This is a genomic window from Paenibacillus ottowii (genome assembly GCF_050516475.1).
Lineage (GTDB): Bacteria > Bacillota > Bacilli > Paenibacillales > Paenibacillaceae > Paenibacillus > Paenibacillus ottowii.
Genome location: NZ_CP191577.1, coordinates 1,810,621 through 1,831,719, shown reverse-complemented (window position 1 = coordinate 1,831,719; position 21,099 = coordinate 1,810,621). Strand labels below are relative to the sequence as shown.

Here is a 21,099-nt window from a genome sequence, read left to right as displayed (position 1 = left end):
TTCTTAAAAGGCATATATCATCTATAAAAGGATTTTCCACGCAGACAAATAAAGGCCGTGTCAGAATCGGTTATAAAAACCTCTCTGGCACAGCCTCGTTTGTTTAACTCATCATTTAGCCATCTATGCGCATCATTTGGGCTAGCAGCTCGTAAGAGCGCAAACGTGCCTGATGATCATATACCTGAGCGGTCGTAATCAACTCATCGGCTCTCGTCTGATTGATTATAAAATCCAGCCTTTGCTTGACGGTGTCAGGACTTCCGATTGCTGAATAACCCAGCATATTGCCGCGAACCATTTCCTTCTCCTGCTCACTCCACAGCTTTTCCATATCATCAACTGGTGGTTTTAGTCCTCCACTGTACCCACGCAGCACATTTAGAAATTGTTGTTCTTGTGAAGTAAAAAGCCGTTTGGCTTCCTCATCAGAATCTGCGACAACCACATTCACACCAACCATCACATACGGCTGATCCAGTGCCTTGGATGGCCGGAAATTGCGATGATACAATTCCAGCGCCTGTAGCAAATGAGCCGGGGCAAAGTGGCTAGCAAACGCGAATGGCAAACCAAGCTGGCCTGCCAGTTGAGCGCTGAATCCGCTTGAGCCCAGCAACCAGATAGGTATATCCATCCCTTCTCCTGGAATCGCTCTTACACCCGGAACGGCTCCGTTTAGCGCTGGATTCAGGTAAGAACGCAGCTCGTTCAATTGCTCGGGAAAATCTTCTCCCGTGCTGTGCAGCCCTCGCCGCAACGCTCTCATTGCAGGTTGATCCGTGCCAGGAGCCCGACCAAGTCCCAGATCAATTCGTCCCGGATAAAGCGACTCTAAGGTTCCAAACTGCTCTGCAACCATGAGTGGAGCATGGTTAGCCAGCATAATACCGCCTGAGCCGACCCGAATCTTGTTGGTATGTGCAGCTACATGCCCGATGATCACGGAAGTAGCTGCACTGGCAACCGCCTGCATGTTATGATGCTCCGTTAGCCAATAGCGACGGTATCCCCATTGCTCAGCATGCTGGGCAAGATCCACCGTATCACGAAAGGAATCGGCAGGAGTACCGCCTTCAATGACAGGTGCAAGGTCTAATATAGATAGTGCAATATTCCGCGTAGTCATTTTATATAAACCTCCTGTCAAACTATTTATTTTACGTATTTCTTTCAACGCCTTAATTCTTTGACCTATCAATTGATGCATCAACTATAATAATGCGTCCCCTTATGAATTGCAAATAATTTAAATTTTTAGTTTTGTTTAAAAAACAGTTTACTTTTACGATCAACTCGTCTATCATGCTCATATGTGGATAATGATTATCCATATTAGCCTGGTTATAATGTATTGAGGTGATTGCTAGTGCATATGAAAACAGGTGTCGAACAATCTGTCTACGCCCTCCTTCTGCTCACGATGCTGCCGGATAAAGCGGTTTTACCTGGAGAGGCCATTAGCCAGCAGTTAGGCGCTTCACCTACTTATTTTCATAAGCTGTTACGAAAATTGGTTAGCTCCGATTTGATTACTTCTGTACCTGGTGTCAAGGGCGGGTTCAAATTAAAGAAAAAACCTGAGGATATACGGGTATTTGATATTTATCTGGCGATCGAGGGACAGCAAACCCTCTATTCTTCCAGCGGCATATACAACGATATGCTTGAATTAAAGAAGGACGATCAGTGTTGTTTACTGACCAATTTGATGGAAGAAGCGGAAGATTCCTGGAAGGCCGTTCTGAAAAGAGAAACCATTGCGTCACTATCTGCCGAATTTTTTAAAGAAGGATATGAAGCCAAAATTACTTCTTTGGAAAATTGGATTCAGGAAAAAATGGTGTTGTAAGACTTTAATACACAGAAAGGGATATGAACATGAATGATTATTTAGTAAAAGCTCTTGCCTACAACAACCAGGTGCGAGCTTATGCTGTGAGAACAACGGAAACGGTAAGTGAAGCCCAGCGGCGTCATTATACCTGGCCAACAGCATCAGCTGCATTGGGCCGTTCTATGACGGTGGGCGTCATGCTGGGAGCCATGCTTAAACATGAGGATAAACTGACGATCCGGATTAATGGCGGGGGGCCCATCGGCACTATTCTTGTCGATACCAATGCCAAAGGTGAAGTTAGAGGCTACGTAAAAAATCCGCAAACCCATTTTGCGCTTAATCAGATTGGGAAATTAGATGTCGCCCGAGCCGTAGGGACAGATGGAGCGCTGATTGTATCCAAAGACATCGGCTTAAAACAACCCTTTGTTGGACAAGTCCCTCTCATATCGGGTGAACTGGGCGAGGACTTCACTTCTTATCTTGTCCAATCCGAACAAATCCCTTCTTCTGTAGGAGCAGGGGTTATTGTGAATCCAGACAACTCTATTCAGGCGGCTGGAGGTTTTATTATTCAGCTAATGCCAGGTACACCGGAGGAGATCATCAGTTTTATCGAAAGAAGGATTGAGAGCATCCCGAGTATCTCCGCAATGGTCATGGAAGGTCTTACACCAGAGCAGATTCTGGGTCAGATTTTGGGAGAAAGCAACATGAACATATTGGAAACTATGCCTGTACAATTTCATTGTCCCTGCTCGGAAGAACGAGTTACCAATGCCATTATCAGCTTGGGGAATCAGGAAATAGAAGACATGATCCGTACCGATGGACAGGCTGAAGCCCACTGTCATTTTTGTAATGCACACTATCATCTTACCAAAGAAGATCTCGAAGGCATGCTGGAAACAAACTCCATTTAATTACGAGCTGTTCTCAAAAGTAGTTCAAACTACTCGGGAACAGCTTTTCTTTCCCAATGCTTCCGAAGGATTCCTTATCTGAAAACGGTAGACTTGCTCATTATATAAGTGTTAATGTTATATTATTCCAATCACTTAAAGCGAGGTGCGCTATGTGCGAAAAAGATACACATGACATTCTGGCTTATTATGATGGTGGTGCAGAAATAGGCAAAAATAGAGCTGGAAAGATCAAAAGAAATCATTTCTCGTTATCTCAACAAGTCCGCTCACGTTATTTATGATATTGGCGGTGGTGTAGGGGTCTACTCTTCGTGGCTGGCAGAACTGGGATATGAAGTTCATCTATTTGATCTTTCTTCTCAAGCCATTGAATTCGCTCGTCAGCAGCAACTGAATAAACCCATTATCAGCAAGCTGGAAACCGCGGATGCCAGAAATCTTGATCGTAAAGATGAAAGCGCAGACATCGTGCTATTGATGGGGCCTTTATATCATTTAACAGAACAAAAGGAACGAGTAAAAGCACTGCAAGAAGCGGCGCGTGTCCTAAAGAAAGGGGGAACGCTGATTACTTCGGCGATCTCCAGGTTTGGCTCGCTTCTGTGGGGGCTGTCGGTATACGGCAAGTGTAATACCATTGTGGAGGAAGATGCGTTCATGGATATGGTTAGACAGGAGCTGACAGATGGTCAGCATATACGCCCGGCGGCTTACCCCTCTTTTATCGCACGTTCTTACTTCCATACTCCGGATGCTTTGCGTGCAGACTGGCAGGCGGCTGGATTGCCGAAGCCTCGTATACTGGGCGTAGAAGGTCCTGTCTGGATTGCACCTGGATTTGAAGAAAAGTGGGCGATTTCAGCCCATCGCAGACGTTTGCTGGATATAGCACGGCAGGTCGAAGAGCAAGAATTCGTGATCGGTATGAGTCCGCATATGCTTGCAGTAGGTACCAAGTCTTGAAGCTCATCAATTATATCGTTGATGGATGGTTGTACAACATGCCAGTTATCACGTTGTTTCCTAACTAAAAAGACGAGCCACACAGGCTCGTCTCTACATCATTCTAAATTATTGCTCCAAACTTTCCAATACGGTTTTGATTTCGCTATTCAGACTAAGTGCGTTATAAATCGCTGTCAAGGCTTCAGCACGTGACGCATGGTACTTAGGTCCAAACTGACTCGTATTTATACCCGAAAGCACGCCAGCTTGTGTCAACTGTTTGATCGTATCAGCCGCGAAAGAAGTGGACAGATCGGTGAAACTTTTTTCATTCGAGGTGTCCCCTTTCAAACGGTCTAAATCCAAGATCCGCGCCAAAATGACAGCCATTTCTTGACGAACGATCGTTTGATCTGGTCTAAATGTACCGTCCTTATAGCCGTTTAATACTTCAGCTGCGGTCAGTTTGGTGATGGCATCCTGCGCCCAGTGATTCCCAATATCGTTCAAAGCCACAGGCTGGTTTCCACCACTAATATCAAAGATTCTAGAGATGATAGCAGAAAACTCCGCACGGGTAATTTCACCATCAGGTCTGAAGCTTCCATCCTTATATCCATTTATGATACCCAGCTTTGAAAACGTGTCGATCGTCTTTTCTGCCCAATGTCCTTGTAGGTCCGACGGTTTAACACTAGCAGAAGAATTTAAAGCAGATTCTGCTTTGGATTGTATATTCTGCAGTACTTTGTTGTCTGCAACCACTACATTACTGTTGAATATGTCTTGCACGGGAACGGCTGGTTCGGTCACCCGTTCTTCAGGTACAGCTACTGATTCTGTAGGTACAGTCACTGGTGAAGATGAAGCCTCTGAGGTTGCCGTATTGTTGCTGAAATCTTCACTAGACCTATCACTTTTTCGATGGCCAGACCCTCCACCATTGGAACTACTGGAATTACTGGAATCACTGCCAGCATTATCGGACGGTGCGGGAGCAACAACCGCTGTTACTGTAATTGGAACGTTAAAGCTATATCCGCTGTATGTGGCGGAAATTACCGTGTTTCCTTCTGAAAGAGCCCTAATCTCTCCCTGAGTAACTGTAGCGACATTCGTGTTGCTAGAAGTCCAGGTTGCTTTATCAGTGACATCAATCTCTGACGAGTCTGATTTTACAACGCTGGCTATAAGCCGTTCTGTATCCCCTACTAGCATTTTTTTATTATTAATAGAAGGACGTAATTCCGCGTAGTTATCATCTGTTGATCCCGGGTTTGGCGTTGGTACTGGATCTGGCGTTGGCACTGGATCTGGGGTTGGCACTGAGTTGATAGTGAATGAAGCGGTAGCCGTCGAGCTCTTCTCATCTAACGCTCCGTTCGTTGTACCGTTATCAATCATAGTATAATCAAAACTTGCTGGACCCTGGTAGCCTGAATTTGGAGTGAACAGCACAACCGCTCCGTCTAGAACTACCGTTCCACCTTGTGCATTTTCTACCGATGCGATGCTCAGATGTTGTAAGCTCTCATTGACAGGGCCTGCCGTGTCGTTTGCTAAGAGGTCATCAACAGCGATGGATTGTGTTCCTGCATTTGCCGATAACGATGGCAGTGTATCATTCACAGCTATCGGACTGTTGTTTACCTCACTTACAGTGATTTTGGCTTGATTGGGCTCGCTGATCCCTGTTCCCTCCGCATCTAGTGATGATTGTACGTCGAAACTGAAATGGTCACCTGACGGAGAGTTAGCATAACGATCGGGCGTAAATTTTAGCCCTGCTTCGCCATCCGTTACAGAAATGAATTGCCCATCCCCAATTTCCATTACTCCATCGTTTTTATAGAGAGTTCCACCAATGATGTTTGAGATTCTAAAGTACGACACATCAGATCCATCTACTTGATTACGAGTGAGGATCAGTCCATCAAAGCTTTGCTTGTCTTCTTCTGTCAAAACGTCTGTCACATTAGGGACATCAGCGACGGAATTGACCGAAAAGGAGGCTTGCTTGACCACCGACAGCGGGACTGCGGCGCCATTCGATGTTCCATCATCTGTAACGGTAAAAGAGAAGCCAGCGGTTCCATTAAAATCCGGCTGAGGTGTAAAAACTACATTGGTTCCGTCCAATCGTACAGCGCCTCCTGCGATGCTGCTCACTGAGGATATTGTTAAATGTTGACCATTCTCATTCGGACCGGCTGACGCATGCGCAAGCAGTTCTGCAAAAGGGATGGTCCGTTCTCCTGAGTCTTCTGAAATGGAGGATAGCGTTTGGTCTTGAGCTGTCGGAGCATCGTTTACTTCCGTAACATGGACAACAGCCCTAGTAGCATCGCTTAGTCCATCCCCCATTGCACTCTGAGCCGCCTTTACATCGAAAGAGAAGGTGTCTCCCGCTGCATTGTTGGCATTTGCCGTAGGCACAAACCTCACGCCATCGCTGGCTTCTGCTGCCGTGATAAAAGTTCCATCAGGAATCTCCGTTACCCCATCGCTATGATACAGTCTGCCTCCGATAATGTTCGTAATTTGATAATGTGTCACTACCGTTGAATCTTGCGGGTTGGGTGTAATGGTTATATTGGATGTCGGGATATCCTCCTCAGTGGTTACAGCAGCTACCTCGGGCATTTTGGATACAACGGGCAGAGCTGCTGTTTCCAATATCAACTGGGGAGCATCTACGCCGTTGTCATCAGCCGAATATGCAATTTCCGAATAGTCTCCAGGGTTCCCTACTTCATTGGCAAGCAATGCAAAAGAGACAACATCATCCGTCTGTTGTTGTACAAAAGGGGTAACATCAAAATCAACCCAGCCTACTTGAAGGTCTGAGCCTGTCTTCGTATTCAAAGGCTGATCCATCGGGTTCAGTGGAAAAGCTCCGTTGCTCCAAACATCAGCAGTCGATCCATACACAGTCAAAAAAGGATTCTGGTTAAAGGTGTAGTTAATAGAAGAGATATGAATACGCAAGGTTGCCTTCGTTACAACCTTGTCAGTCAGCTCAGGCATGTTAAACTGAATTGCTGATCGGTAATAACCTAACACTGCATCCGAAGACCTGCCAACATAGTTTTCTGGAGCATCCATCAAAGTCTCAGACTTGCTCCATGTTCCGTCTTGGATTAATTTGGGCTGTGCGGTTGGTGCCGCACCAGCATCTGCCACCGAGATGGCCGATGAGAAGATTAGTGATACTGCTGTTAATGCGTATGTGAATCGTTTAGTAGACTTGCAAAAATGCATACCTTTCCTCCTACTGAAATAAATCTTTAATTGCTGCTTGGTATTATACAATGTCGTCACTGAACAAATTCTGAACAATTCTTTTAAGCTTGATTACTGCAAGCCCCTTTCTCTGTTGCAATCTATCCTTTTATTCAAATAATCTTGAATGGCTTCTGTGTATAGGCTATTGTAAGGGTAGGATACTTTTTCCAGATAAAAACTTATAGGAGGTCGTTTTCCTTGACGATCCTTGATCTGATGGCCATTATTACTTCTGCTGTCTTGTCTACGCTTTTTTCCTTTCGATATCGCTTGTGGAGACGACTATAATGAGAAGTGAACAAGAGATGCTGCATACCATTCTCCAATTTGCTCAGGAGGACGAACGGGTACGTACCATGATTATGAATGGTTCACGCGCCAATCCACATGCTCCACGAGATATTTTCCAGGATTATGATATCGTCTTTCTCGTATCTTCCATGGATAGCTTTATTCAGGAACGTGGCTGGATTCGCCACTTTGGAGAATTGATCATTATGCAGACGCCTGTAATGAGTTCTGGTGGGTCAGTACTTATGTGGCTAAAGGATTATGGCGGCATGAGCTTCCCTATGCCAAATTCATGTTGGATCGACCTGTAAGAGATATGCTTCACTTGATGCTGGAATGGCGTATTGGTATACAAACCGACTTCACGGCAGATCCGGGTAAGCAGGTGAAATATTTGGAGAAGCACCTTGAGCCTGATCTTTGGACGACCTATATCCAAACGTTTGCAGATGCAGATTATGAACATATATGGCAGTCTCTTTTTATCATGGGTAATTTGTTCAGAGAAGTTGCCCGGAAAGTGGCCAACCATTATGGTTATCAATACCCGATTCAGGACGATCAACGTGTGACAAACTATCTCTATCGTGTAAAAGCTCTCCCTGCAGATGCAACGGATATCTATTGATGAAAAAAACCAGTCCGGCACTTGATTTACATGTGCTAGGCTGGTTTTTTATACACTAACGTTGTTTGTCCAAAATGCCGTTTGGGATGGGCTATCCCCTCATATTAGTTTTCGGTCAGAACCCGGTCGCCTCTGCTGGCAGGCTGAGAAATAACCAAAAATTCAACATCCACATTCGTTTCATTAAACATTTGATGGGGCACCAGAGGAGGAACCTCACACCCTTCCTGAGACCCTAATTGGATTCGTTCACCATCTACCTCAAGTACCGCTGTACCTGATAAAATAAAGAAAAATTGGCGCGCATGGTGATGATAATGTCTGACTTCATGGGTGTTTCCCGGCATACGCTCATGAATAATGCTCAAATCATCATTTTTCACCAAGCGCCAACCATCACATTGATCTCCCCATATATAATGTTCAGCATTATGTTTACTTATTTTCAAAACGAACTCCCCCTTTGCAGTTACAGTTTTATTGTAAATCTGGAACCACAAAGCCACAACCTTAATATAAAAAACGACTGAACCAATATAAAATGTTCTCTGGTCAGACCGTTTTAGATATCCGCCTCGATAATTTCCTCCAACTTAATCCAGCTAAAATCCTCTTCCCCACGGGATAGCTTTACTTCTCGCCGACTTGTGTTAATCACTGTAACCAATCCGCACAACTCCTCATCATCAAACGGATTGAACACTCTTAGCGTAATAGGCTTCCGTTCGTTATAGGATAGGACAATGGCCTGTTCAATCTGCTGCATCTCCTGGTCGTCGAGTGTTGGCTTGCCGCGTCTTCCCTGTTCCTTCATCAGTCTTAAATATGCCTCCCGATGTTCGGGCAAAATCATACGCGAACTTTCCCATATGCCGTTTCCTTCAAGTTTTTTCCCCATCGTAAGTTCCCTCCTATGCTGTTCTGGTTACCGGATGCCATGCCAATACATGATCTAATCGAAAAACACGTGGCTGACCCAACTGCAAACAGGTGGCCCGGATCAAACCATTCTGCACACGATGCACTTCTATCCGGCGATGAGACAGTTTGCCCTTTCGGTCCATATACACGATTTCCACGATCTGCCCCACATATTTCTCCAGCATCATTTTCCACTCCTCATCAGAACGTTTGTTTGTATTATATGCGAACATGCGTTTGATTATCAATGTAAAAAAATCCCCTGGAGGAAGTTGACTCTCTCAAGGGATTTTATATATCCATACCTATAAATTCATTATTTACTTTTTTTCCATTACAGCAAAGTAATTGTCTTCATGGTCTGCAAAGTTAAATACTCTCCCGAACGGCATATCTACAATTTCTCCGACTTTAACAATTTTATTGGATAAATCGCCGCCGTTATATTTCTCGCTTTAAAATTCATAGGTGGACAGCTTAATATCCTCTTTATTCAAATCTTTCAGCGGATACACAGGACCATTCCAATAAGTCAGAATATTAAGCGGCTCATTAGTACCATGTTCCTTTAAAGTATGAGATAGTTCGAGCAATATATGAGGAAGTTGATAAGAGCTTGTTAAAAATTGATATTCCTCTGGGCGTTCGCAGTCTTCTGCTCGATAGAACACAAAGTAACCCTCGGTATAATCCCCAATGAGTACAATATGTCGAGCAAGAAAGATAATTTCACCATTGGCAAACGGAATAGAAAATGTCGAAGCAGAGATCAAATCTGTCTCTAATGCCTCAATACGAACGGTGAGTTCATTGTTAAGAGCATCCACTTTTTCTCTTTGTTCACTGACAAGGTGTTCATAATTTACAGGAAGAAGCCCCCCACTCTTGATCGTAGCGATCAGTTCATCTATAAATACTTTTTGAGACAATACCCGATTGCTCATCCTATTCATCTCCATATTCGTAAAAATAAGCATGGAACTCCCGCTTCAACATGTTCAATAATTATGTATTAAAAGCTTGATTCATTAATTATCCAGCATTTTTGTGACTGCATTCACGACCCTTTCCATCTCAAATGGCTTCACAATAAAGTCTTTTGCACCTGCCTTAAATGCTTGTATAATCGCTTCCTGCTGACCCAAAGCAGAACACATCAAGATGTTGGCTTGAGGATCAAGCTCTACAATCTTTTTAACAGCCTCAAGTCCATCCATTTTAGGCATATTAATATCCATCGTAATTAAATCAGGTCGAAAATGTGCATATTTCAAAACCGCATCATACCCATTTTCCGCTTCTGCAATAACAGAGTGACCTAAATCCATAAGAATATCCTTGAGCACAGAACGCATAAATAAAGAATCATCCACTATTATGACTGTTGCCAAGTTAACCTCTCCAATCCGTTGTCTTATGATATGCATGTCCAAACTTCAATATCGGTGAAAAAACTAGTTATATTAATAGAAAGAATCTGTAAAAAGAAAAACGCTACCATTGAATTATAAAAGAAATTTGAAACTAGCTACTACAGCATTAATTTCAATAAAAACGTTTCGCAATGACGTAAATCATCTCTATAGCATGAAGATTACAAAGTACTAGGACTTCCATGAACCCTTAGTACTATGCAAGTGAATTAAAAGTGAAAGAAGCATGGGACAATCTCATTAAACAGACACAAAAAAAGACGCCGCTATCATGCCGACGTCTTTTTCGAACTATTTGTTTAAATAAGCTTATTCATTCAGAGCTTTTTTCAAAGCCTCCAGATTGTTTTTCATTACACCAATGTAATCCAGATTCTTCTGTTTGTCTTCATCTGTCAATCCTTCAAGCGGATTCAGCACATCCGTTTTCGAACCAATTTCCGTAGCTACGGTCTCAGCAACCTTCGGATCAACCAACGTTTCAAAGAAAATTGTCTTCACATTATTTTCTTTAGCAAACTTGATGATACCTGCCAACTTGTCTGGTGTAGGTTCTTGTTCTGGAGATAAACCAGCAATAGGTACTTGAGTCAGACCATATTGCTTAGCCAAATAGCTAAAAGCAGCATGCTGCGTAATAAAGTCTTTACGTTTTACATCTTTCAGACCTGTTTTGAACTCGGTATCCAGTTCTTTCAGCTTAGCAATATAACCATTGGCGTTTTTCTCATAGTCTGCTTTGTTTGCAGGATCGGCTGCTGCAAGCCCTGCTTCTATAGCTTCTACCTCTTTTTGAGCTAAGACCGGATCAAGCCATACATGAGGGTCCAGCACATGATCGTGATCATGGCCTTCCTCTGCGTGTGCTTCTTCTCCTTCCTCCTCAGCAGATCCTTCCATCAAGTTCAATCCTTTGCTTGCCTCCACGACTACACGCTTGTCATTTGATGCACTACTCAAAGCCTGTTCTGCCCAACCTTCGACAATCCCGTTATAAACAAATACATCAGCATCCTTAACCTGTGCCATATCTTTGGCGCTTGGCTCCCAGTCATGCGGCTCAGCACCCGCAGGAATCAACGCAGTTACGTTAGCATGATCTCCGGCAACTTGCTTGGTGAATTCATACATTGGATAAAACGTAGTGACCACATTCAGCTTTTTACCACTGTCCGCTGTTTGAGCCGGATTAGATTCGGCTTGATATGCATTCGTGGCTGCATGATCAGATTTAGCTCCGCAACCGGCCAAAATAAGTGCTAGCCCTGCAGACAATACAAATGATTTTTTGAACCATGTATTCATATTCATAACTCCTTATGTGATAGTTTTTTATACACTCACTGGCCTGCCGCATTCTTACGTCGGGAAGCCTGTTGCTTGCCGAGCTTACGGACCAGCTTTTGAATACTAGCTCCTATGATCAGGAATAATAACAGCACCATAGCAATGGTTCCCCCTGGGGGTGTACTGAGTTCATAGGATGCGGATAATCCCATAAATACGCCGATCAATGCGGTGATCATAGATATCCAGATAGCTGCCGCGAAGCTTGGTGCAATTCGAATCGCCAGCGCAGCGGGCAGTACGATTAGCGAGGAAACAAGCAGCACACCAACAATCGGCATGGCTGCGGCTACAATCATCCCTGTTAAAATACTAAACGCAAATGAGATAGACTTGACAGGAAGACCATTAGTCTTTGCCGTTTCTTCATCAAAGGTAATCTGATACAAAGGGCGCCGGAACACGAAAAAGAAAATACCTCCGATGATAGCCACAATGATCATCAACATCAGTTCGGTCTGATTGACAGCTACTACCGAGCCAAACAAATAAGCTGAAAATCCTTTGTTGATGCTCTGATTCAGATTCATTAAAATAACAGCCGTCGAGAGACCGCCTACCATTATAATAGCCACAGAAATCTCACTGTACGTTTTATAAGACCTACGAACATATTCAACGATAATCGCGCCGATCACGGCCACAACAAATCCGGTGATCGTCGGGTTAATGCCTAAATAGGCACCTGCTGCCACCCCTGCCAGCGACACATGCGATAGCATGTCCGCCATGAGAGCCTGGCGCCGTAGCATCAGGTATACTCCAAGCACCGAGGCCAGCAGTGCAATTACCCCACCGGCACAAAATGCCCGCTGCATGAAGTCGTAGTGCAGCATTTCCATCCGCCATCTTCCTTCCTTTCAAGCTCAATAATACGATCCAAATAATGTTGCACTTCCGATAGTCCATGGGTAACCATGACTACAGTTCTTCCATATTGCTTAACCTGCTGATTCATCAGATCGTAAAAGTGATATCGACTTTCCTGATCCATTCCGGTCGTAGGCTCATCCAAAATGAGCAAATCCGATTCCTGAGCAAGCGCCCTCGCCACACATATACGCTGCTTCTGTCCACCAGACAATTCGCCGATTTTACGATGCCGTAAATCCCACATTCCTACCTGACGAAGCGCCTGCTCTGTCAAAGCATGATCCTCAGCCCGCATCCGGCGCAGCCAAGAGCCATGCGTATATCTACCTGAACGGACAAATTCCAGAATAGTACTTGGAAAACCTCCATTAAAAGCAGCAATTTGTTGTGATACAAATCCGACAACGAGCTTTTTGCCTTCACCTGTACGGTCGGACATAAACACTTTGCCTTTCCAAGGCTGAAGTAAACCGAGCAGCAACTTGAGCATCGTCGATTTGGAAGCACCATTCGGTCCGGTAATAGCCACAAATTCTCCGGAGAAAATTTCAACATTGGCATCCACCAAGTTAGGAACATCTCCGTAGCCAAATGTGACCTGTTCCAATGAGGCCAATAACATGACGCAAATCTCCTTTTCCTTTAAAAAGCCTGGAGCCATCTGAGCGGTCATCATAACGCAGATTCTCCAGGTCGTTTATGATCGTTAAGCCATCTACCGTAATTATTACGATTTGGCATTAAAAAAATAAGCACTTGATAAACGTAACCTTTACGCATTAGCAAGTTTAACAGTTTAGGCAAGGTTCGTCAATGTTTTGGCAACCCTTTTGTTTGTCTATTTCACTTTGTCCGGGTACAAGCCTGCAGCCAACGTTTTCAATGCAATCGGTGCGCGCACACCTTCAGCCGCTGCGGATAAAGGCAACACCACGAACCGTTTGTTTTTGATCGCTTCGACACCCGCCAGCGCGGGCTTGCTCAACAGCAGCTTTTCTTTATCAGCCAATGAGGTGTCTCCGTAGTCGAGAATGACAATAACATCAGGGTTGCGATTCACGACTTCTTCCCAGCTTACTTCCGTAAAACTTTTGTCGATATCATCAAAAATATTTTTCGCCTTCACACTTTTAATCAAAGATGTCAGGTAATTATTCGCAGCTGTAAATGGCTTGTCTTCGCCGCTGTCATAGACAAAAACCTTGGGTGCCCGTTCAACCGTACCAATTTGAGTCTGGATGGACTGCACTTGTGCACGCATGTCATTTACCAGCTGTTCTGCACGCTTTTCCACGCGGAATATACGCCCAATATTTAGTATATCCCGATATACATCTTCTAATATAGGACCTGGCTTATTGGAGGATTCCTGTACATAAGTTTGTACACCCTGTTGGGCAAGCTCCTCACGGGAACCCAAGCTTTTATCATTAAAGGCACTCTTCCAGCCCGCGTAGGCAAAATCCGGTGCAGCTGCCATAAATACCTCTTTGGACGGATATTGTTTGGCCAGAACCGGGATTTTATCATATTGATTCTTATATTTAGGTAAAATCTGGTCATCCAAATATGCAGTTCCTACCATAGAAGACTCCAGCCCAAGGGCCAGCATAACTTCTGTTGCATGCTGGTTCAATGTAACCGCGCGTTTGGGCGCTTCGGGAAATACCATTTTTACACCCATATTTTCAATCTCTACTGCCTTCTCCCCGGTCGTTGATTGCGATGCGTCAGGTTGCTGTCCGTTTGCAGATAAATTTGTGGTTTTAGCCGTGTTTCCTGATGTGCAGGCCGATAATAACAGCATCACCAAAACAAGCACAACCAGCGGTAATGTAGGTTTTCTATATTTATTCATATGTAACGTCTCCTCTTCCATTCACAGTTTATCTTACTTCATCGGATCACCATTTGTTCTGTTAATGTCGTGGGCGGCTCCACCTCTGAGAGAATCCGGTAAAAAAATAATACTCGGTTTCCCGGTTTTCGGATGGACGCAAATTTCTGTCTCCACCCCGAATACACTGCGCAACAGGCCAGGCTGAAGCACATCCTCCGTTATGCCAGAAGCGACAACTTTGCCTTCTTTTAATACATACATTCGGTCACAATAAAATGCCGCCAAATTTAAATCATGCAACGCAGCTAAAGTAGTGATCTGAAGTGTTTTGACCAAATCGAGAATTTGCAACTGATATCGAATATCCAAATGATTCGTCGGCTCATCCAAAATGAGAAATTCCGCTTGTCCAGCCAAAGCTCTGGCGATCAGCACCCGTTGCTTTTCACCGCCCGACAGAGTAGCAAAACTTTGATCCGCCTGAGCTTCCATCCCCACCCGCTCCAGCGCCTGCTCAACCAGCTCATGATCAAGGGCGTTATCTGCTTCCAACAGTCTCTTATGGGGATGACGGCCCATCAGGACGATGTCTCGTACTGAAAAATCAAACGTTTGGGGCGCATCCTGACTCACTACGGCCATTTGTCGTGCCGTTTCTTTGTACTTCATCCGCAGTAAATCCCGACCATCCAGCGTCACTAAACCACTGTCAGGTCTTAGTACACGATACATATTTTTAAGCAACGTCGATTTACCGCTGCCATTGGGACCGATCAGTCCAACCAATTCCCCCATTTTTACCTGGAGACTGATGCTGTCGATCAACCGTTTATCGTGAATACTGAAGGTCACGTCTTCGACTTCTATATTCATTTTTCGCCTCCAAACGAGTAGGAACTACGCCGCAGCAGCCATACAAAAAAGGGTCCGCCACACACAGCTGTTACAATACCAATCGGCAGCTCCTGCGGAGCAAGCACGAGCCGGGCACATACGTCTGCCCACACGACAAAAACAGCTCCCGCTAACAGACTCACGGGCAGGACACGTCGATGATCCGATCCTACTATTAGCCTAACGATATGTGGAATCATAAGCCCGACAAAGCCAATCGAGCCACTGACTGATACGACTGCGCCAGTTAAAAGAGAAGCGACAACAACCAATAATACGCGGAACGTTTGTACATTTACACCGAGCGTTACGGCAGCTTCTTCCCCCGTTAACAATGCATTCAGTGAACGGTACCGGGTCAGAAGGACAGCTGTTCCAATGGTTACAATGAGGCTTGGAATGAAAAGCGTATCCCATTGAGCGCCCGCCAGACTTCCCATCATCCAATACATCGCGTCACGGATGCCTTTTTCATTCGGGGCCATCGTAACGATAAAGCTGGTCACAGCCGACAGCATCATAGATACCGCTACCCCTGCCAACAGCAAGCGGGTCGTCGATATACGCCCGGCCACACGGGCCAACGCGAACACCATAAGCATTGCAGCTAAAGAGCCTATAAAAGCAGATAAGGGCAATGCAAGTCGTCCCAAAAATCCAAAAGCCCCCAACACAATAACTACCGTCGCTGTCACTGACGCTCCCGACGAGACTCCTAAAATATAGGGATCCGCTAACGAATTACGAATTAATGCCTGTATAGCTGCTCCGGTAACAGCAAGCCCTGCTCCTACGACAACCCCTAGCAGTACGCGCGGAAAGCGAATTTCCCAGACGATATATTCCTCCGGTTTGCTCCAAGTCACAGGTATCCACTGATCCAGCCAGGGAAGATGGGACAGCACAATTCGCCATACTGTCCCTGGAGCGACAGCCACAGGACCCAGCATGACCGCGAGTGTAACGGACAGCACTAACCCAGCAGTTAGCAGCAGCAGAATTGTCGTAAATCCCCATGAAGTCTTCCCTGCTAGGTCAGCTTGAGAATTAGGTTGGGATGAATAAACGCTGCTTGTTCTCGAACTCATGAACTAGCCAGTGGCTTTGCGGCCGCTTCCAGCTTTTTTAATCGCTCTCCGATCTCAGAAGCAGAGAAATTCTCGCCCATAATAACCGCTACATCGTTCACTGGCTTTTGCGGTCGAATCGGAATGATTTCCAGTTCACGATAGGCAAATTGGAACATCATCTGACCCTCCGATTCCAAGAACCGAACAATTCCTTTGGCTCGGTAAATTTCAGCAGGCAAACTACGGAACAACTGTTCAAACTCAAAACGTGACACAGGTTGTCCAAAAAAATGCGTATGAACAACTACATGATCGTAGGAATGATAGTGCTCTCCGTATTTGTGGTCATGGTCGTGGTGCTCAGACTCATGACGGTCATGAGGACGATGCTCTGTATGGTCGTCATGACCATACGTGTGAAAACGATTTTCCGCATGATGATGATCGTTCGCAATATCAACTATGGAATCCTTTTTCCGCGAAACATCCATCCGCTGCTCTCCTTGAATGGAGAAAAAAGCACCCAAATCTACGTCACTCCGCTCCGTGCTTACAGTCAAAGCATAAGGATTTAATTCTTTTACAAGGGCCTGTACTTTCTGCAATTCTCCCGTAGTCAACAAATCAGTCTTGTTAATAACCAGTTTGGAAGCGCACCGCAGCTGATCCTGCATTAGACGAAACGACTTGTTTCTCTCACTCCCCAAGGAAAAATCCAAAAATTGACGCGCATCCATAACCGTAATAACGGATTGTAAAACCATAGAAGAATATATAGAAGCATCTGTCACTGCATCTACGATCTCCATCGGGTTAGCCACTCCGGTACATTCTACAATAATTACATCTGGTTTATATTCCTCGGCAAGATTCATAAGCTCGACGCCCAAATCCCCGCGAATAGTACAACATATACAGCCACTGAGCATTTCCTTCATGGGGGCTTGGTCGTTCACCAAACTGCCATCCAGATTAACATCACCCAACTCATTCATCAAAATAGCTGGCTTGAGACCCCGTTCCTTGTAGTAAGCCAGCGCATGCTGAAGAAGAGTTGTTTTTCCGCTGCCCAAAAACCCGGATAAAACAACAATCGGTATCATATAATCCTCCTTGTCTTTACAGCACTAATATGGATCGTACCGTAAAAGTTTTCTTCTTGCAATCATTTATCAAATTTTAATCGTAATAATTACTATTAATAAACATAAATATATATGACTTCACTTTGAATTGTCAATATAGGAGGTGATTTAGGCCTAATCCGCCAGCATGATTGTCCCACCGTAGACATAGGATGTAGATAAGAACCCTTATTCCCAAGGAGATGTGGAATGAAAAACAGTACGCTGTTGAAGATGCTGCCTTTTATGATTCCGTTTGCCTTTCTCATCCCTGTACTTATTACGCTATCTCCTCAGTGGCTTCGTTTGATAGATATAGGGCAGCTACAGTCATTAAAGACAATATTTATGGGTATTTTTCTGGAAGCTGTTCCGTTTCTCCTGATCGGTGTGCTTGTCTCATCCCTTTTGCAGTGGCTTGTACCGGAAACATGGATTCGCAAAATAGCCCCTGCGCATCCTGTACCAGGTGTCCTGCTCGCCTCCTTGCTAGGTATGCTATTTCCCATCTGTGAGTGCGGCATGATTCCTGTCGTTCGCCAATTAATGCTCAAGGGAATGCCTGCCTATATGGGTATCACTTTTATCTTAAGTGGGCCTATTATCAATCCGGTAGTACTGGCTGCGACGATGATGGCTTTCCCTTCCCACCCAGAGATCACTGTCGTGCGAATGGCTTTGGCCTTTGCCGTTTCCGCGATTATCGGATTGATCGTATATGCCTGTGTGCGTGTGCATCCGCTCAAACGGTCGTTACTTTCCTTCAACCAACAGCAGCAGAACAATCCAACTCATCGGCATAACCGCACCTGGCGGGGCTTTTTTGTACATGCTGGTGACGAGTTTTTGGACATGAGTAAATATCTCATTATCGGCGCATTATTGACTGCTTCCATCCAAACCTTTATCCCACGTGATGAAATGCTTTCGTTAAGCAATGGAACGGTCGGCTCGTACGCCTTTATGATGGGCTTTGCCTACGTGCTGTCGCTGTGTTCCACCTCCGATGCCTTTGTAGCTACTGCTTTTTCGCATACCTTTACACTGGGCCCGCTGGCAGCCTTTCTTGTACTCGGCCCAATGCTTGATTTCAAAGGCACACTCATGCTGCTAAGCACCTTCCGCACCAAATTTGTCATGATCTTGGGCTTGCTTATTGTTGTACTCGTCCTGATAGGCTCTATAACTGCTGAATGGTTATTGGGGAGGTGAACATAGACGTGAACTCAACTTTTAGTATCCGTTGCCAATATGGCATGCGCTCCTTGCTCATGATCGGATTAGCTGTATACATCATCACATTACAACACACGAGTGCACTTCATTACTACTTGGCTCCGCATATGCAAAAGCTGCTTTTGCTCTGTCCTGTGCCACTCATGTTCATCGCCTTGGCGATGGTATGGCACGTAATCGTCGGTGGGCAGGAAGGTGAAGATGTTTGCGATTGTGAACATCCGTTACCGCAGAGCTGGTTCAAAAAAACACTCGTATATGGAATGTTGCTCATTCCGCTGTTGTTCGGTTCACTGCTGCCCAACCAAGCGCTTGGCAGTGATATGGCAGCCAAAAAAGGCATGTCCTTCACCTATCCCAACCCGGATATCCGGCGAAAAACAGACATACGAACCACGAACACACCCGCCTCCTCCCTTTTATCAACTGCATCTTCTACTCCAACTTCGCTCCCTCTAAAGGGCAAATGGAGTCAAGAAGCATTGGATAAGCTGTTCGTTCCACCTGATAAGTACAATGTAGAATTTGCCGAGCTGGCGAAACGTCTGTATCAGCAACCCATTATACAGATCCAGCCGGAGATTTTCTCCGAAACTATAGGAGCGATCGAACTATATAAGCACGCCTTTGAAGGAAAAAAAGTACAGGTGACTGGCTTTGTTTATAAAGACGACACCCTACTGGGTAAAGGCCTATTCGCAGTAGGAAGATTCCTTGTTATGTGCTGTACTGCCGATGCCATGCCATTCGGAATTATCGTCCAATCCCAGAACCCTCCGTCCTTTGACAAAGATACCTGGGTGACTATTGAAGGGACACTTCATGCAACGCAAAAGGGTAACGCACCCATACTTGAAATTCGATCTGATAAAATAACGACTGTCGAGCAACCGAAATCCCCTTATGTCTATACGCAAGCAGACTCGGTAGCTACCTATGACCGTTTGAATACAGCACACTAAACCCACCAAGGAGGAAAAATGATGAGCAAGGTTCCTGTTATACTAATCAGTGGTTTTCTTGGAAGCGGCAAAACAACACTACTTTTGCGGCTGTTAGCCCATACCCGCCAAATTCCCCTTCATCCAGCTGTTTTAATGAATGAAATGGGCGAATATGATGTAGACAGCGCTATTATTTCAGCGGAAATGCCTGACGTAACAGTGGAGGGACTGCTAGAAGGCTGCATTTGTTGCAGCAAAAGAAATGAGCTGGCTGGGGCACTGCATACCCTGCTTAACCAAAAGCCAGATGTGATCTTCATGGAGACCACCGGGGTAGCCAACCCCGAGCAGGTATTGGAGGAGCTTCGCTCCCCATTGCTGGCAGATCGACTGTATCTGGTTCACAGTATCAGCGTTGTAGATGCTGAGCTGTTCCACGAATACAACAGCCGCTTCACCGCAGACAAGGAGCTGGTTCGGACTCTGCACGGACAGCTTCGCACCGCCGACTTCATTGTGGTGAACAAAACAGACGTCGCAAGTAGCCGTGAAGTTGCGAAGGTCGTCAAGAATATCCGCAAGCTTAACAATACAGCCAAGCTGCAAACTACTGAATACAGCCGGGTTGATCTCGAACCACTGCTGGAGCCTGTATTGACCTCCATATCCGTTGGCGCGAAACCTGTACAGATATCTCAACCTGCATCAGCACTGACTCAGCCGAACGAAGCAGAGGCGTCATACGTAGCATTTCCAGTCAAAAATATCGAAAGATCTGACAGTGTGTCCAGAAGTACGGCATTCAAAGTGATTTCTGCACATCATCACAGTCCTAACCATACTTTTGCTTCCAACCAGCCCCATTCATTTTCCCGTCTAGAGAGCCTAACACTGCATCAATATTCTCCTCAACCATTGGAAAAGCAACGGTTGGAAGACTTTCTGACCGGACTAGGCTCCTCGCTGCTTCGAGCAAAAGGTTATTGTGTCCTTCCGGAGGAAGGTACAATGCTTTTGCAATTTTCAGGCAGTCACTTAGAGTGGCAGCCCACGGCACTTCCTGTGAATCAGGGATATGTCACACTCATTGGAGAACAGCTTGACAAAGCATCCATTACCGACCAATGGGAACAGTGCTTCTTGTCGCTGTAATCCACAATTCGGCTCGAGACGAAAATTCCTTCTGGAATGTTCACGAAATTAAATTATAAGGCTGTTCCTTTGACCATTAAAAGTCAGGGGACAGCCTTTTTTTATTTATTATGAATTTGTATATACGCAGTATGTACCTTATAGGATACCATGTAGAGTGGTTGGAAATAAAAAAAGCCGTCGAGACTTTCTCGACAGCCTGAGCATGACTCTGTAAAGTCACACTATGATTTGCTTGGCGGCGTCCTACTCTCCCAGGACCCTGCGGTCCAAGTACCATCGGCGCTGGAGGGCTTAACGGTCGTGTTCGGGATGGGTACGTGTGGAACCCCTCCGCTATCGCCACCAAA

Annotated in this window: 20 protein-coding genes, 1 rRNA gene and 2 pseudogenes; 7 read left to right on the top strand and 16 right to left on the bottom strand. The window is 45.2% G+C overall.

Annotation, left to right across the window (positions count from 1 at the left end; genetic code table 11):
- Positions 1-115: 115 nt before the first annotated feature.
- Positions 116-1,129: an LLM class flavin-dependent oxidoreductase gene (locus tag ACQQ6X_RS08630; RefSeq protein WP_305168193.1), complete on the bottom strand. Its 1,014-nt coding sequence runs from the start codon at positions 1,127-1,129 to the stop codon at positions 116-118.
- A gap of 246 nt (positions 1,130-1,375) precedes the next feature.
- Between ACQQ6X_RS08630 and ACQQ6X_RS08625 the strand changes: the two genes are divergently transcribed.
- From ACQQ6X_RS08625 to ACQQ6X_RS08615, 3 genes are all read left to right on the top strand, one after another.
- Positions 1,376-1,852 (top strand): Rrf2 family transcriptional regulator, encoded by a 477-nt coding sequence (locus ACQQ6X_RS08625; RefSeq protein WP_142614806.1) that lies wholly within the window; start codon positions 1,376-1,378, stop codon positions 1,850-1,852.
- Between the two features lie 29 nt (positions 1,853-1,881).
- Positions 1,882-2,763, top strand: coding sequence for an Hsp33 family molecular chaperone HslO (hslO, locus tag ACQQ6X_RS08620; protein WP_305168192.1), 882 nt, complete (start codon positions 1,882-1,884; stop codon positions 2,761-2,763).
- A gap of 216 nt (positions 2,764-2,979) precedes the next feature.
- Positions 2,980-3,729, top strand: coding sequence for a class I SAM-dependent methyltransferase (locus ACQQ6X_RS08615; protein WP_369425896.1), 750 nt, complete (start codon positions 2,980-2,982; stop codon positions 3,727-3,729).
- A 108-nt stretch (positions 3,730-3,837) separates the two neighbouring features.
- Here the strand turns inward: ACQQ6X_RS08615 and ACQQ6X_RS08610 are convergent, their stop codons facing one another.
- Positions 3,838-6,972 carry an S-layer homology domain-containing protein gene (locus ACQQ6X_RS08610; RefSeq protein WP_305168191.1) on the bottom strand — a complete coding sequence of 1,045 codons (3,135 nt, stop codon included), beginning with the start codon at positions 6,970-6,972 and terminating at the stop codon, positions 3,838-3,840.
- A 311-nt stretch (positions 6,973-7,283) separates the two neighbouring features.
- Here ACQQ6X_RS08610 and ACQQ6X_RS08605 point away from each other — a divergent pair.
- Positions 7,284-7,915, top strand: a pseudogene (locus ACQQ6X_RS08605) (aminoglycoside 6-adenylyltransferase).
- 104 nt (positions 7,916-8,019) lie between these two features.
- Here the strand turns inward: ACQQ6X_RS08605 and ACQQ6X_RS08600 are convergent.
- The 13 genes and pseudogenes from ACQQ6X_RS08600 to ACQQ6X_RS08540 form a co-directional block, all read right to left on the bottom strand.
- Positions 8,020-8,364, bottom strand: coding sequence for a cupin domain-containing protein (locus ACQQ6X_RS08600; RefSeq protein WP_063212541.1), 345 nt, complete (start codon positions 8,362-8,364; stop codon positions 8,020-8,022).
- 113 nt (positions 8,365-8,477) lie between these two features.
- The gene (locus ACQQ6X_RS08595) at positions 8,478-8,813 is read right to left on the bottom strand and encodes a YolD-like family protein (RefSeq protein ID WP_305168190.1); all 336 of its coding nucleotides are present in this window, start codon (positions 8,811-8,813) and stop codon (positions 8,478-8,480) included.
- A 13-nt stretch (positions 8,814-8,826) separates the two neighbouring features.
- The gene (locus ACQQ6X_RS08590; RefSeq protein ID WP_305168214.1) at positions 8,827-9,021 is read right to left on the bottom strand and encodes a hypothetical protein; all 195 of its coding nucleotides are present in this window, start codon (positions 9,019-9,021) and stop codon (positions 8,827-8,829) included.
- A 135-nt stretch (positions 9,022-9,156) separates the two neighbouring features.
- Positions 9,157-9,267, bottom strand: a pseudogene (locus ACQQ6X_RS08585) (VOC family protein); the annotation flags it as partial.
- A 24-nt stretch (positions 9,268-9,291) separates the two neighbouring features.
- A complete protein-coding gene (locus tag ACQQ6X_RS08580; protein WP_064795763.1) occupies positions 9,292-9,780 on the bottom strand; it encodes a hypothetical protein in 489 nt (162 codons plus the stop codon).
- Positions 9,781-9,864: 84 nt separating this feature from the next.
- Positions 9,865-10,227 carry a response regulator gene (locus ACQQ6X_RS08575; RefSeq protein WP_064795764.1) on the bottom strand — a complete coding sequence of 121 codons (363 nt, stop codon included), beginning with the start codon at positions 10,225-10,227 and terminating at the stop codon, positions 9,865-9,867.
- Positions 10,228-10,578: 351 nt separating this feature from the next.
- Positions 10,579-11,574, bottom strand: a complete 996-nt coding sequence (locus ACQQ6X_RS08570) for a metal ABC transporter substrate-binding protein (RefSeq protein WP_305168189.1) — start codon at positions 11,572-11,574, stop codon at positions 10,579-10,581.
- Between the two features lie 35 nt (positions 11,575-11,609).
- Entirely contained in the window at positions 11,610-12,458 is an 849-nt protein-coding gene (locus ACQQ6X_RS08565) for a metal ABC transporter permease (RefSeq protein WP_063212546.1), read from the bottom strand.
- Positions 12,404-13,111, bottom strand: coding sequence for a metal ABC transporter ATP-binding protein (locus tag ACQQ6X_RS08560; RefSeq protein WP_063212555.1), 708 nt, complete (start codon positions 13,109-13,111; stop codon positions 12,404-12,406). Before ACQQ6X_RS08560 ends, ACQQ6X_RS08565 begins: the two co-directional genes overlap by 55 nt.
- Before the next feature lie 216 nt (positions 13,112-13,327).
- Complete coding sequence (locus ACQQ6X_RS08555) at positions 13,328-14,347, bottom strand: ABC transporter substrate-binding protein (RefSeq protein ID WP_305168188.1); 1,020 nt, start codon at positions 14,345-14,347, stop codon at positions 13,328-13,330.
- Between the two features lie 33 nt (positions 14,348-14,380).
- On the bottom strand, positions 14,381-15,202 hold the full coding sequence (locus tag ACQQ6X_RS08550) for an ABC transporter ATP-binding protein (protein ID WP_305168187.1): 822 nt from the start codon (positions 15,200-15,202) through the stop codon (positions 14,381-14,383).
- On the bottom strand, positions 15,199-16,311 hold the full coding sequence (locus ACQQ6X_RS08545; protein ID WP_305168186.1) for a FecCD family ABC transporter permease: 1,113 nt from the start codon (positions 16,309-16,311) through the stop codon (positions 15,199-15,201). Before ACQQ6X_RS08545 ends, ACQQ6X_RS08550 begins: the two co-directional genes overlap by 4 nt.
- Entirely contained in the window at positions 16,308-17,396 is a 1,089-nt protein-coding gene (locus ACQQ6X_RS08540) for a CobW family GTP-binding protein (protein ID WP_305168185.1), read from the bottom strand. Before ACQQ6X_RS08540 ends, ACQQ6X_RS08545 begins: the two co-directional genes overlap by 4 nt.
- A 231-nt stretch (positions 17,397-17,627) precedes the next feature.
- Between ACQQ6X_RS08540 and ACQQ6X_RS08535 the strand changes: the two genes are divergently transcribed.
- The 3 genes from ACQQ6X_RS08535 to ACQQ6X_RS08525 are packed head-to-tail and all read left to right on the top strand — an operon-like array spanning position 17,628 to position 20,749.
- Positions 17,628-18,629 carry a permease gene (locus ACQQ6X_RS08535; RefSeq protein ID WP_305168184.1) on the top strand — a complete coding sequence of 334 codons (1,002 nt, stop codon included), beginning with the start codon at positions 17,628-17,630 and terminating at the stop codon, positions 18,627-18,629.
- An 8-nt stretch (positions 18,630-18,637) separates the two neighbouring features.
- Positions 18,638-19,615, top strand: coding sequence for a TIGR03943 family putative permease subunit (locus tag ACQQ6X_RS08530; protein WP_305168183.1), 978 nt, complete (start codon positions 18,638-18,640; stop codon positions 19,613-19,615).
- A gap of 18 nt (positions 19,616-19,633) precedes the next feature.
- The gene (locus ACQQ6X_RS08525; RefSeq protein ID WP_305168182.1) at positions 19,634-20,749 is read left to right on the top strand and encodes a CobW family GTP-binding protein; all 1,116 of its coding nucleotides are present in this window, start codon (positions 19,634-19,636) and stop codon (positions 20,747-20,749) included.
- A gap of 233 nt (positions 20,750-20,982) precedes the next feature.
- Here ACQQ6X_RS08525 and rrf read toward each other — a convergent pair.
- Positions 20,983-21,099 (bottom strand): 5S ribosomal RNA (gene rrf / locus ACQQ6X_RS08520).

What these genes read in the sequence shown, in the direction of transcription:
- ACQQ6X_RS08630 (WP_305168193.1), bottom strand. Translation starts at nt 1,129, where the DNA reads ATGACTACGCGGAATATTGCACTATCTATATTAGACCTTGCACCTGTC.
- ACQQ6X_RS08625 (WP_142614806.1), top strand. Translation starts at nt 1,376, where the DNA reads ATGAAAACAGGTGTCGAACAATCTGTCTACGCCCTCCTTCTGCTCACG.
- hslO (WP_305168192.1), top strand. Translation starts at nt 1,882, where the DNA reads ATGAATGATTATTTAGTAAAAGCTCTTGCCTACAACAACCAGGTGCGA.
- ACQQ6X_RS08610 (WP_305168191.1), bottom strand. Translation starts at nt 6,972, where the DNA reads ATGCATTTTTGCAAGTCTACTAAACGATTCACATACGCATTAACAGCA.
- ACQQ6X_RS08595 (WP_305168190.1), bottom strand. Translation starts at nt 8,813, where the DNA reads ATGGGGAAAAAACTTGAAGGAAACGGCATATGGGAAAGTTCGCGTATG.
- ACQQ6X_RS08590 (WP_305168214.1), bottom strand. Translation starts at nt 9,021, where the DNA reads ATGCTGGAGAAATATGTGGGGCAGATCGTGGAAATCGTGTATATGGAC.
- ACQQ6X_RS08580 (WP_064795763.1), bottom strand. Translation starts at nt 9,780, where the DNA reads ATGAGCAATCGGGTATTGTCTCAAAAAGTATTTATAGATGAACTGATC.
- ACQQ6X_RS08570 (WP_305168189.1), bottom strand. Translation starts at nt 11,574, where the DNA reads ATGAATACATGGTTCAAAAAATCATTTGTATTGTCTGCAGGGCTAGCA.
- ACQQ6X_RS08565 (WP_063212546.1), bottom strand. Translation starts at nt 12,458, where the DNA reads ATGGAAATGCTGCACTACGACTTCATGCAGCGGGCATTTTGTGCCGGT.
- ACQQ6X_RS08560 (WP_063212555.1), bottom strand. Translation starts at nt 13,111, where the DNA reads ATGTTATTGGCCTCATTGGAACAGGTCACATTTGGCTACGGAGATGTT.
- ACQQ6X_RS08555 (WP_305168188.1), bottom strand. Translation starts at nt 14,347, where the DNA reads ATGAATAAATATAGAAAACCTACATTACCGCTGGTTGTGCTTGTTTTG.
- ACQQ6X_RS08550 (WP_305168187.1), bottom strand. Translation starts at nt 15,202, where the DNA reads ATGAATATAGAAGTCGAAGACGTGACCTTCAGTATTCACGATAAACGG.
- ACQQ6X_RS08545 (WP_305168186.1), bottom strand. Translation starts at nt 16,311, where the DNA reads ATGAGTTCGAGAACAAGCAGCGTTTATTCATCCCAACCTAATTCTCAA.
- ACQQ6X_RS08540 (WP_305168185.1), bottom strand. Translation starts at nt 17,396, where the DNA reads ATGATACCGATTGTTGTTTTATCCGGGTTTTTGGGCAGCGGAAAAACA.
- ACQQ6X_RS08535 (WP_305168184.1), top strand. Translation starts at nt 17,628, where the DNA reads ATGAAAAACAGTACGCTGTTGAAGATGCTGCCTTTTATGATTCCGTTT.
- ACQQ6X_RS08525 (WP_305168182.1), top strand. Translation starts at nt 19,634, where the DNA reads ATGATGAGCAAGGTTCCTGTTATACTAATCAGTGGTTTTCTTGGAAGC.